Here is an 11772-nt window from a genome sequence, read left to right as displayed (position 1 = left end):
CTTAGCAAGGATTCGTTAAGATTTGGTGGTTGTGACCTCGCCCCGTAAACGGGGAGAGGGAGATTCACTTACCCTGCAAACCCGCCGTCCTTCAGGAACGCGGCTTCCTCCGGCGTCGTGGCTCGCCCCAGCACGGCATTGCGATGAGGAAAGCGGCCGAACTTGCGGATGATGTCGGCGTGGGTGATGGCGTAGTTCAGATTGTTCTCGTCGCCGAGTTGCCTGAACAGCGCGAGGCTCCGCTCCTGATCCGCCATTTCTTCGGAATGTTCGAACGGCAGATAAAGAAACGCACCTAACGCAGGATCGATGCGCCGGTCGCGGCCTTCGGCAATGGCCCGGCTCGCGACCTTGCGGGCGAGAGCGTCCGTCGAAAACGCGCGCGGATCGTTGCGGAACATGTTGCGGGGAAACTGGTCGAGCACGATCACCAGCGCCAGAGCGCCATCGTCGGTGTCCTGCCACGCGCCGAGCTTGCCGTCGCGCGCGGATTCCCACGCCGCCATGAAACGGTCGCGCAATTCCTGATCGAATGCGTCGTCTTTTTTGTACCAGCGGTCAGGTCCGGCCTTGCGCCAGAAATCGAGAATGTCGGTGGGGGAGGGAAGGGTGTCGGTCATGTATAACATCGCAGTTGGTCGGACTGAACCGTCTGCGTCGTCCCCGCGAAAGCGGGGACCCATAACCACAGGGCGCAGTGATGACGAAGAAAAGGAGTCGGCCCTCGATCACAACAAGATCGATGGTCCAGGGAGTATGGGTCCCCGCTTTCGCGGGGACGACCATGAATTGTATTGCTACGACAGTTCGATCAGCTCGCCGCAGCGGCGGCCGCCTTCGGCTTCTCGTCGCGCAGTTCGCGGCGGAGAATCTTGCCGACGTTGGTCTTCGGCAGATCGGTCCTGAACTCGACGTGCTTCGGCACCTTGTAGCCCGTCAGTTCGGTCGAGGCGAACTTGATGATGTCCTGCGCGGTGAGGTTGGGGTCCTTCTTCACCACGAAGGCCTTCACGGCTTCGGTCGACTTTGCATCCGGGACGCCGATCACGGCACATTCGAGCACGCCCGGATGGCTCGCGATCACTTCCTCGACTTCGTTCGGATAGACGTTGAAGCCGGAGACCAGGATCATGTCCTTCTTGCGGTCCACGATCTTGGTGTAGCCGTCCGCCGACATGATGCCGATGTCGCCGGTGCGGAAATAACCGTCGGCGGTCATCACCTTCGCGGTTTCTTCCGGCCTGTTCCAGTAGCCCGCCATCACCTGCGGACCCTTGGCGCAGATTTCGCCGGGCTCGCCGAGCGGCACTTCGTTGCCGTCGTCGTCGCGGATCGAGAGCCAGGTCGACGGCACCGGAATGCCGATCGAGCCCGAGAACTTGTCGGTGTCCGCCGGATTGCAGGTCAGCGTCGGCGAGGTTTCGGACAGGCCGTAACCTTCCGACAGCGCAACGCCGGTGACGGCAGTCCACTTGTCGGCCACCGGCTTCTGCACCGCCATGCCGCCGCCGAAGCAGCTCTTGAGCTTGGAGAAGTCGAGCTTGTCGAAGCCCGGCGTGTTGAGCAGGCCGTTGTAGAGCGTGTTGACCGCCGGGAAGCTGTTGACCTGATACTTCGACAGTTCCTTGACGAAGCCCGCCATGTCGCGCGGGTTCGGGATCAGCAGGTTCACGCCGCCGGCGCGCACCGCGAGCAGGAAGCACGCGGTCAGCGCGAAGATATGATAGAGCGGCAGCGCGCAAACGATAAAGAGCTGCTCGACATGCGGCGGCTTCTTCAGCGCGGGTTGCAGCCACGCGTCGTTCTGCAAGACGTTGGCGAGAATGTTGCGGTGGAGCAGCGTCGCGCCTTTCGAGACGCCGGTGGTGCCGCCGGTATATTGCAGGAACGCGATATCGTCGCCGGTCAGCGTCGGCTTGCTCAGCTTCAGCTTGCGTCCCGCCGCCAGCGCGTCGTTGAACGGCACGGCGCCCGGAATGGAGAACGCCGGCACCATCTTCTTGACCTTGCGCACCACGAAATTGACGATCACGCCCTTGAAGCCGAGCAGGTCGCCCATCGATCCCATGATGACGTGCTTGACGTTGGTCTTGGCGATCACCTTCTCAAGAGTGCTCGCGAAATTCTCCAGCAGGATGATCGCCTCGGCGCCGGAATCCTTGAGCTGGTGCTCAAGCTCGCGCGGGGTGTAGAGCGGGTTGACATTCACCACGGTGAAGCCGGCGCGCAGGATCGCGGCGGAGGCCACCGGGTTCTGTAAGACGTTCGGCATCATGATGGCGACGCGCGCGCCCTTCTTCAGGCCCTTGCTTTGCAGATACGCGCCGATCGCGGCTGACATCTCGTCGAGTTCGCCGTAGGTGATCGACTTGTCCATGCAGATGAACGATTTGCGGTCGGCGAATTTCTTGAAGCTCTCCTCGAGCAGTTCGACCAGCGACGGATATTGATTGACGTCGATGTCCGCGGGCACCCCGGCCGGATATTGCTTGAGCCAGATACGTTCCATGGCAAATTCCCCTCAGCTGTTTCCTCACGGCCCCCGTCTTTTGGCGGGGTGCTCGGTTGATGTTCTCAAGTATTGAAATAAGTATTGAGCGAAGCCATGGGCCATAGCAAGCCTGTGCGTGGTAACGACGCACTTTAGAGGCTTTGTATGCGGGCTTGCGGTCGTCGGCCCCTGCGGATTCCGCAAAGCACAATCAGCCGGGTGATGTAACGGGACGAATTAACCGCGGGGCGCGGCGGCGGATTTCTGCTGGTCCGCGGGTTTAGCGCCCTTGGCTGCATCTTTTGGAGGCGCTGCCGCCGGTTTGGCCGCTGCGGGTTTCGCCGCAGGCTTCGCGGCTGCTGGCTTTGCAGCAGCAGGCTTGGCCGTCTCGGGCTTCACCGCCGCGGCCTGCTTGGCGTCGGCTTTCGGAGCCGGCCTGGCCGCCGCCTTTGGCTTCGCGTCAAGTTTGGCGTCGGGCTTGGCTGCGGATTTCGGGTCCGGCTTCTTGTCGGACTTCGCGTCTTCCCCGGCCGGCTTGGCCGCGACTTTCGGCTTGGCGGTCTTCTTCCGCTTGGCGACGTTCGCCGCCTGAGCCGCGGTTTCGGCGGCATCGGCCTCGAGAACGGCAGCACCCGTCCGCGCCGGACCGGTGTAGACGATCACGGGCGTGGCGGCTATCGCCGGCTGCGCCAGCATCTCGGACGCCTTCATGTTGGGCGGCTGCAATCCGGCTGCGAACATCTGCATGCTGCCCGAGTCGCTGTTGTCCGCGCTGATGCTGACATCGTCGTCTTCATCCTCGGCGGCCGGCCGCTTGCGTTTCGGTCCGCACATCTCGTCGCGCAAATTCGGCGGCGAGGCGTCGATCGGCGCCAGCGCATTGACCGTGCCGAGCGATGGCTTGAGCCATGAGAGCTTGTTGCTGCCGAAGCCGCGCTCGAGCAGCTGGGCGGCGCGGACCGCGCGTTGCGCGGAGGATTGCGCGCCGAGCACGACGGCGATCAGGCGCTTGTTGTTGCGCGTCGCGGTGGCGACAAGGTTGAAGCCCGACGCGCAGATGAAGCCGGTCTTCATGCCGTCCGCGCCCGGATAGCGGCCGATCAGCTTGTTGTAGTTCACCGTCACGCGGCGTCCGAACTTGATGGCCGGGATGTGCATGAAATATTCGTATTCGGGAAAATCGCGAAGGATCGCGCGCGCCAGAATGCCGAGATCGCGCGCCGAGGTGATCTGTCCTTCGGCAGGCAGGCCGTTGGGGTTGACGTAGCTCGTCTGCGTCATACCGAGGCGCTGCGCGTTCTTGTTCATCTCGGCGGAGAAACCGTCGATCGATCCGCCAACGCCTTCCGCGATCACGACGGCGATGTCGTTGGCGGATTTCACCATCATCATCTTGAGCGCGTTATCGAGGGTGACCTGCGTGCCGGGCTTGAAGCCCATTTTCGAAGGCGACTGCGCCGCGGCGGTGGGTGACACCGTCAGCAGCGAGTCGAGCGTCATGCGCCCTTCCTTCACGGCTTTCAGCGCGACATAGGCCGTCATGATCTTGGTGACCGACGCCGGATACCAGGGATAGGTCGCGTTCTCCGCCTGAAGAACCTTGCCGGTGTCGGCTTCGATTAGCAGCAGCGCTTCCGCCTGCGCGGCGCGCGGCGCGGCGGCCACAATCATCATCGCCGCAACGGCGGCGAGCAATCGCAGCACGAGGATCCGGAACGGGGCGGGAAGCGATGCCACTATCCGTTTCCGATGTCTGACAGCAGGCCAGCGGCGAATGAAAACATGGCCTCCTCGACGGTACGGTTTGAGAACGGTCTACGTCGCCCAAATCGGATAAAGCGATGGATCAATACTTATACCGAAGGACCCGCTTCGGAACAGGGGGTTGGCAGCTCAATCAAGCATGAAATGGGCCAAAATTCGGCGATACCCACACTTCCGCCAGTTAACTTCCGCTCTTCGCGGCAACAGTTGCCGCCGGCCCGGGTGATTCAGCGCGGGCGGTTTCCTGAACCATGAACTGCGCCCTCGCCAGGCTGGCGAAATAGCCGCCTCTTTCGACGAGTTCATCGAAAGTTCCACTCTCGATCACCTTGCCGTTGTTGAAGACAAGAATCTTGGTGGCGTTGCGGATGGTGGACAGCCGGTGGGCGATCACGAAGGTGGTGCGGCCCTTCATCACAGTATCGAGAGCGGCGTTCACCTTCGCCTCGGTAACCGCGTCGAGCGCGCTGGTGGCTTCATCGAGGATCAGGATCGGCGGATTTTTCAGGAGCGCGCGCGCGATGGACAGCCGCTGCCGCTCGCCGCCGGACAACATGCGCCCGCGCTCGCCGGCGTTGGTGTCGAACTTGAGATCGGCGCGCTCGATGAAGTCGAGCGCCTGCGCGCCTTCTGCGGCCGCGCGCAACTCTTCGTCGGTGGCGTCCGGCTTGCCGACGCGCAGGTTCTCCGCGATGGAGCGGTTGAACAGCAGCGCTTCCTGAAACACCACGCCGATGTTCCGGCGCAACGCCGCGAGCGTCATGCCGCGCACGTCCATGCCGTCGATCTTGATGATGCCCGATTGAGGATCGAACGCGCGATGCAGCAGCGCGATGGCGGTGGATTTGCCCGCGCCGGTTTCGCCGACCAGCGCGAAGGTCTGCCCCGGCAGCGCCGTGAACGAGACGTCCTCGACCGCGGGCCGCTTGCCGTCATAGGAAAACGAGACGTCGTTGAATTCCACGAGGCCCTGCAGGCGGCCGGGGTCGATGGCGTTCGGCATGTCGCGCACCGCCGGGACGGCATCGAGCACGTCGAAAAATTCCCGCAGCCGCGGCGCTTCCATGAACACGCTGTTGATGAAGCTCACGACCTGTTCAAGCTTCTGGATCAGCATGGTCGCGAAGCTCACGAACATCACGATCTCGCCGACGCTCGCCTGTCCCTGTCCGTGCAGGATGATGCCGACCACGAAGATCGCAAGGATGGTGATGGTGGTGGAGGCGCGGGTCATCACGACCACGAGCGCCCACCATGACAGCACCGGAAGCTGCGCCGACAGCAGGTTGTTGGCGATTCCGCGCAGGCCTTGCACCTCGGCGTCGACGCGAACGAAACTTTGCACGAGGGCCACGTTGCCAAGTGCGTCCGACGCGCGCGCGGCGAGGTCGCCGTAATAGTTTTCGACCTGCTCCTGCAGGGTGTAGGTCTTGCGCACCACAAGCGTGGTCAGCACCGTGAAGACCACGCAGAGAATGAACAGCAGGATCGCCAGCCGCCAGTTGATGTAGAGCGACAGCGGCAGCAGCACGACGAGAGAGACGATGGACGCGAAATGTTCGCGGAAGAAACTCAGCCACAGCCGCCACAGCGCGTCCGTGCCTTGCAGCATCACCTTCATCAGGCGGCCGGAATGGGTGCCGGTGTGGAATGTCAGCGGCAGCTGCATGATGTGTTCGAAGTAACCGGTGAGAACCGCCTGACGTTGCCGGTGCGCCAGCCGGTCGGCCTGCAATGCGACATAGGCGCTGATCACGATCGTGAAGAGCCCGAAGGCAACCCAGGCGCCAAGCAGCGGCCAGGGCGAGTTGGGTGCCGCGCCGACAGCCGTCGCGAACGCGGCTGCCGCGGGGTTCACCGTGCCGGAGAGGACATCGATGATACGTCCGAACAGAACCGGCTCCGCGAACTGCGCGACGGCCAGCAGAAGATTGGCTCCCGCGAGAAGCCAGCCGAGCCGGGCTTCCTTGCCGAGCAATTCGAGAACGCGGACATAAAGACGGATCAAGGGACGGCCTTACAGGTCTGACTTCAGCGAAGGGACATGCATCCTAACCGGGGACGACCGGCGAATACAGGCCGACGGACGGCGTTATGCACCTCCTTGATTTTGCGCGCATTCGCCGAAAATGCCGTTCACGTTGCGCCAATCTGTCTCGCTTGCCGCACTGGCGGAAGCGGGGCGATGAGATAGCCTCGTGGAAAATTGAGGGAGGGAACGATGTCAAACAAATTGAATCGCCGTCACTTCATCGCCACCGGTACGGCCGCTGCCGCGACACCCTTTCTCCTGCGCGGGGCGTCGGCGCAAGCCGCGTGGCCGTCGCGGCAAATCCGGATGGTTTGCAGTTATCCGGCGGGCGGGCAGACGGATCTCCTCGCGCGCGCCTTCGGCGAGTTCATTTCCAAGCAAGTGGGGCAGACCGTCGTCATCGAAAACAAGGCGGGCGCGGCCGGTTCGATCGGCACGGCGGAGGTCGCGCGCGCGGAGCCGGACGGCCACACCATCATCTGTTCCATCTCGACAACCTACGTGATGAACAGGGTGATGATGAAAACCCCCGGCTACGACATGGACAAGGACCTGACGCTTGTCAGCATCATTCCCGGCGCGGGGCTGCTGCTGGTCGCGAGCCTGAAGTCCGGCGTCAAGACGCTGGATGATTTCGTCGCTTTCGCGCGCAAGAGCGGCAAGGTGAATTTCGGTACCTACAGCGCGGGCTCTGCTCCGCACATGACGATCAATGAACTCAACAAGCAGTACGGCCTCAACATCGAGCCGGTCCACTACCGTGGCGAAGCGCCGATGTGGACGGGACTGCTGGAAGGCACGCTTGATGTCGCGATGGGCAGCTACACGGCCGCGCAACCCGTGCTGCAAAGCGATCGCGGCACTGTGTTCGCGGTGCATTCCAAGAAGGTCGATGCGCTCCCGAACGTCAAGACGCTGCCCGAACAGGGAGCGACGTCGAAGTTCTTCACCGTGAGCGGCTTCACCGGATGGGCCTTGCCGAAGAAGACGCCGCAGCCGATCGTCGACCGGCTGGCGCAACTCTGCGTGGCGGCGAACAGCGATCCGAAAGTGAAGGAAGTTCTCGCGACATTCGTGCTGGAACCGGCGCTTGGATTCAAGGAAACCAATGCGCTGTATCAGCGCGAATTGCCGGTCTGGCTGGAGAGTGCGAAGTCGCTCGGCCTGGAGCCGGTCTAGATAACGAGTGGCCGCGGCAGCGAGGCGCACGGAGGAACCAACCGGACCGCCGTGGCTTGTCATGCATGTTCCAAAAACCGGAGACTGCCATGAAAACCGCAAAAATCGTTTTGGCTGGTGCTGCGGCGTTCACCATCATCAGCTCGGCAGCTTTGGCCCAACAAGCCCTTAAAGGAACGGTGACCCAAATTAACCGGATCAATGGCACGATCGTGATTCAACAGGAGCAAAGCGAGACTGTTGGAGCGAATACCGGCGGCGCCGCAGAAGGGCTTAAAGCACAAGATCGCGCGTCGCTGGATACCGTGCATGTTGGCGACAAGGTCACCTTTTCCATCACGGAGATGGGTGGGGTGAGAACAGTCACGAAACTTCAGAAACAGTAGATCTTCGTCGACGCGGTGGCTGCCGGCGGCGATGAAGCAAAGCGCGCGTTTAACGCGATGATGGAGATGAGGAAAATCGACGTCGCCGCGATCGAGAAGGCCCGGCGCGGCTGATGATTCTTTGTCGGTCTCAAGCGTTGCTAACAATCTCAACGTGATGCGGCTCAGTTGATCTTGCGCGCGTTCACTGGCGGCAGGAACGTATCGTCGAAAATGTCGCCCGGCAGCGGCCGTTTGCGGAATTCGTAATCTTCCGCGATCTGACTGACGCCCGCAGCGAAGCGGTTGTCGTCGATTCCGCCGAGGCCGTTTCGCTTCACGTCGTCGGTGACGATGTTGTCCTGAATGGCGGCGCGCAGCCGCTCCAGTTCGACCTCGCGCGAGCCGCCGCTCATTTGCGTGAGGACCTCGTCGACCGCGCGGCCGGGATCCTTGATGGCAAGGTGAATACCCGCGACCGTCGCGCGCACGAATGATTTCACCGCGTCGGGATTGTCGGCGGCGAATTTCGGATTGACGATCAGCGCGTGTCCGTAAACTTCGCTGCCGAACTCGGAGAAGCGCAGCACCGCGAGATCGTTCGCCGGAACGCCGCGGTTGCGCAGGTCGATGCCGGTGAGAAACGAGAGGCCTGTCACCGCATCGACCTGACCGGCCGACAGCATCGGCCCGCGCACCGCCGCGCTGATTTTTTCTTTCTTGACCTTGCCCAGTCGAATGCTGTTGCTGCGCGCGACGGCGGGCCACAGTCGCGCCGCGAGATCGCCGTCCACGATGCCAATGGTCTTGTCTTCGACGTCCGACATGGTTGCGATGCCGCGGCTCTTGCGGGCGATGATCGCATAGGGCGCCTTGTTGTAGAGCACGAACACGGCTTTGACCGGAACGGCGCCGTCCTTGTCGCGATAGCGGATCAGCGCGTTGATGTCGGCCAGCGCCATGTCGCTGGCGCCCGATGCCACGCGCGCGATGGCGTCCGGCGAACTGGCCGCCGAGCTGGTTGTGACGGTGAGGCCTTCCGCGCGATACAATCCCTTGCTGGAAGCCAGCACGAAAGGCGCGGCCGTGCCGTCGAGTGCGCGGTCGAGAGAGAAGTGCAGCGCTGTCGCCGCGAGCCCCGGCGTCGCGCGGAAGCTTACCGCGCAGACCAGCACGGTCAGCGACAGCAGGATCTTGCGGAGAATACGATCCGGACTTTTGAACATGAGCGGCACTTGGTCTTCGGTAGGCAGTCTTGAGGTTGCAGTCTTGAGGTGCAGTCTTGGGCAGCAGCAGTTCGGGGCAGCAAGACGCGGCTTTTGAGCATTCGCTGTGTTGGGATGATGACAAGCACACAACGCCGGTTTCGTCACCTTTTCGCCTTTTGCAGCAAAGATTGCCGCCATTTCGCCTTTTGCCGTTCATCCTGCGTTCGGATTGGGAAACTTAATGTAAAGACTAGGGTTATCTCCCAACTGGCCTGTTCAGGCCAGGATGACCTATGAGGACGTTGAAATGTTCAATCGTAAGACTTCGCCTTCTCCCTTCAGCCGAGCTGTGGTTCTGGCGACGGCTGCAGCGCTGGTCTTGACCGTGGCCGTTCCGCCGCCGGTCGCTCAGGCACGTTCAGCCGCGCCGGTCACCAAAGCCGTCTCAGCCGGCCCGGAAGCCGCCAGCGACGCCACCGATTTCAGTGCCCGCCGTCGCGCCGTGCGCCGCGGTTATCGTGGAGGCGGGAATGCCGCGGGGCTGGCCTTCATGGGTCTGGCGCTTGGCACCGTCGGCGCCATCGTCGCCGAGCAGCGTCGCCGCGATTACTACCGCGACAACTATTACTACGGCGGCAACCCCTATTACGGTAACCGCTACTACGGCGCGCAGCCCTATTACGGCGGCGGTTACTACGGCTATTGAGCCCGTCGTATCTCCAAGCCGCGAGTTCGCCGGGAGCAATCCCGGCGAATTTGCGTTTTGGGAGCGTTTTCAGGCTGTTGGGCGGGTTGTTAACTCGCTGGCGAGAGATTTAGTTTAAGGTTGAAGCATGAGTGATTCGCTAGAACGGCTTTATCACGCCATTGTCGCGGCCAAGGATCTCGATCCGGCAACGTCGCGCACGGCACGGCTGTATCAGCGCGGGCCGGCCAAGATGGCCAAGAAACTCGCCGAGGAAGCCATCGAAGTCGTTATCGATGCCGTCAACGGCAAATCGGATGCGGTGATCCGCGAAAGCGCCGACCTCCTTTACAACCTGTCGGTGCTGTGGGTCGCGGCAGGTGTCCGCCCGCAGGACGTCTGGAACGAGATGGACCGGCGCGAACGGGCCCAGGGGATTGCTGAAAAATTACCCAAGAGCTTCGCGAACAAGCCTGTTCCGCAGAAGTCCGGCGACAGGACTTCCGCAGCCGCAAAAGCCCTGCCGAAGATCCCCAAACCTTCGGTACAGAAGCCTTCGATGACCGAGACGCGGGGCGCCGAAAATGTAGCCCGGCGACCAATTGTCGCGCTCCAAGGCGGCCGGTTGAAGAAACGGCGCTGAATAGCCGCTAACATTCCTCATTTCCACGCATGGACAAATCCGCCGGACGGTGGTTCATCGCGCCATGCTGAGACGAATGTATGATTGGTGCATTGCCGCCGCCGACAAGCCGTATGCCCTCTGGTTGATGGGCGCGGTGTCTTTCGCGGAAAGCTCGTTCTTTCCCATTCCTCCTGACGTCATGCTGATCCCGATGTCGCTGGCGCGGCCGCAGAAGGCGTGGCTCTACGCGCTGATCTGCACGGTGACCTCGGTGGCCGGCGGTGTCGTCGGCTATGCCATTGGCGCGTTGCTCTACGACAGCGTCGGACAGTGGCTGATCAATCTTTACGGTTACGGCGACAAGGTCGAGGCGTTCCGCGCGTCCTATGCTGAATACGGTGCGTGGATCATCCTGTTGAAGGGTCTTACGCCGATCCCCTACAAACTGGTCACGATCACGTCCGGTTTCGCCAACTACAATTTGCTGTTGTTCGTGATCTTCTCGATCATCGCGCGCGGCGGGCGGTTTTTTATCGTCGCCATTCTGCTTAATCGCTACGGCACGTGGATTCGCGAGGTCATCGAGAAGCGCCTTGGGCTTTGGGTCGCCATCGCCGCGGGTGTGCTGGTGATCGGCTTCATCGTCGCCTTCCGGCTGTTTTAGGACGCGAGGCATCTCCTCGGGCTGGCTCGTGACAGGTGCCGGCTCGCGCGAGGAAAATGCGTCTGACTTAAAGTCTTTTCGCCGTCGTCGCGCGGGGATACTCTCAAGGCATGTCCAATTACACCGGCGATCTGTTCGTGGATGTGCGGGGAGGCGTGGTCCTGATGGCCGTCCTCTCGATTGCGCTGGGAGCAGCGACGGCGGCATGGCCGCAGCAGATCCAGCCGCAGCTTCAGGTCGCGCCATCGCAACAGTCCGCTCCCGTGGCCGAACCACCGCCAGCCCCTGAGCGCAGTAATCCGGGACTGGTCGAAGAACTCGGCAAGCTCTTGAAGGATTCGGCGTCCGGTCTGAGGTCAACGCTGCCCAGTCCGAGCGAGGCGCTCGATGGATTGAACTCGAGCGCCAAGGGGGCCACCGACAGCCTGCGACGGATCGCGCCGATGTCCGGCCAGTCGATGGCCACCGGCCGAACCCTTTGCCCAGCCGCCGCCAATGGCGCTCCTGATTGCAAGGTCGCGGCAGAGCTGCTCTGCAAGGAGAAAGGTTACGCGGCTGGCAACAGCGTCGATGTGGAATCGACCCAGAAATGCTCTGCAAAGGCGTATTTTTCGGGCCAGGGCGCGTGCCGGACGGAGAATTTCGTCACCCGGGCCGTTTGCCAGTAGACGCAAGCCTCTTTCAAGAAATGCATGTAGCCCCTATGACCGTAGCGTAATTGCTGCGGCCCCGGCGCCGCTGTTTCATTCTGCGGAAGAG

At 62.1% G+C, this 11772-nt stretch carries 11 protein-coding genes and 1 pseudogene; 7 read left to right on the top strand and 5 right to left on the bottom strand.

Features of this window, described 5'->3' with window-relative positions:
* Positions 1–68: 68 nt before the first annotated feature.
* From AC1RKJ_RS10580 to AC1RKJ_RS10565, 4 genes are all read right to left on the bottom strand, one after another.
* The gene (locus AC1RKJ_RS10580; RefSeq protein WP_492790913.1) at positions 69–620 is read right to left on the bottom strand and encodes a DUF924 family protein; all 552 of its coding nucleotides are present in this window, start codon (positions 618–620) and stop codon (positions 69–71) included.
* Positions 621–811: 191 nt separating this feature from the next.
* Positions 812–2509, bottom strand: coding sequence for a long-chain fatty acid--CoA ligase (locus AC1RKJ_RS10575; RefSeq protein ID WP_492790912.1), 1698 nt, complete (start codon positions 2507–2509; stop codon positions 812–814).
* A 219-nt stretch (positions 2510–2728) separates the two neighbouring features.
* Positions 2729–4228, bottom strand: a complete 1500-nt coding sequence (locus AC1RKJ_RS10570) for a D-alanyl-D-alanine carboxypeptidase family protein (RefSeq protein WP_492790911.1) — start codon at positions 4226–4228, stop codon at positions 2729–2731.
* Between the two features lie 208 nt (positions 4229–4436).
* On the bottom strand, positions 4437–6263 hold the full coding sequence (locus AC1RKJ_RS10565) for a glucan ABC transporter ATP-binding protein/ permease (RefSeq protein WP_492790910.1): 1827 nt from the start codon (positions 6261–6263) through the stop codon (positions 4437–4439).
* A 213-nt stretch (positions 6264–6476) separates the two neighbouring features.
* Between AC1RKJ_RS10565 and AC1RKJ_RS10560 the strand changes: the two genes are divergently transcribed.
* The 3 genes and pseudogenes from AC1RKJ_RS10560 to AC1RKJ_RS10550 form a co-directional block, all read left to right on the top strand.
* Positions 6477–7466: a Bug family tripartite tricarboxylate transporter substrate binding protein gene (locus AC1RKJ_RS10560; protein ID WP_492790909.1), complete on the top strand. Its 990-nt coding sequence runs from the start codon at positions 6477–6479 to the stop codon at positions 7464–7466.
* Positions 7467–7555: 89 nt separating this feature from the next.
* Positions 7556–7852 carry a copper-binding protein gene (locus tag AC1RKJ_RS10555; protein WP_492790908.1) on the top strand — a complete coding sequence of 99 codons (297 nt, stop codon included), beginning with the start codon at positions 7556–7558 and terminating at the stop codon, positions 7850–7852.
* A pseudogene (locus tag AC1RKJ_RS10550) lies at positions 7853–7966 on the top strand (VOC family protein); the annotation flags it as partial.
* 50 nt (positions 7967–8016) lie between these two features.
* On the opposite strand, the gene AC1RKJ_RS10545 reads toward AC1RKJ_RS10550, so the two are convergent.
* Positions 8017–9057, bottom strand: coding sequence for an ABC transporter substrate-binding protein (locus AC1RKJ_RS10545; protein ID WP_492790907.1), 1041 nt, complete (start codon positions 9055–9057; stop codon positions 8017–8019).
* A 289-nt stretch (positions 9058–9346) separates the two neighbouring features.
* On the opposite strand from AC1RKJ_RS10545, the gene AC1RKJ_RS10540 reads away from it, so the two are divergent.
* From AC1RKJ_RS10540 to AC1RKJ_RS10525, 4 genes are all read left to right on the top strand, one after another.
* A complete protein-coding gene (locus tag AC1RKJ_RS10540; protein WP_492790906.1) occupies positions 9347–9745 on the top strand; it encodes a hypothetical protein in 399 nt (132 codons plus the stop codon).
* A 127-nt stretch (positions 9746–9872) separates the two neighbouring features.
* Positions 9873–10367, top strand: coding sequence for a phosphoribosyl-ATP diphosphatase (gene hisE, locus AC1RKJ_RS10535; protein WP_492790905.1), 495 nt, complete (start codon positions 9873–9875; stop codon positions 10365–10367).
* A 64-nt stretch (positions 10368–10431) separates the two neighbouring features.
* Positions 10432–11013, top strand: a complete 582-nt coding sequence (locus AC1RKJ_RS10530; RefSeq protein WP_492790904.1) for a YqaA family protein — start codon at positions 10432–10434, stop codon at positions 11011–11013.
* 110 nt (positions 11014–11123) lie between these two features.
* On the top strand, positions 11124–11681 hold the full coding sequence (locus tag AC1RKJ_RS10525) for a hypothetical protein (protein ID WP_492790903.1): 558 nt from the start codon (positions 11124–11126) through the stop codon (positions 11679–11681).
* Positions 11682–11772: the final 91 nt, after the last annotated feature.

Source organism: Afipia sp. GW822-FHT04G07 (assembly GCF_058800765.1).
The sequence above is the reverse complement of the archived record's forward strand: the minus strand, read 5'-3'. Positions and strand labels throughout refer to the sequence as shown.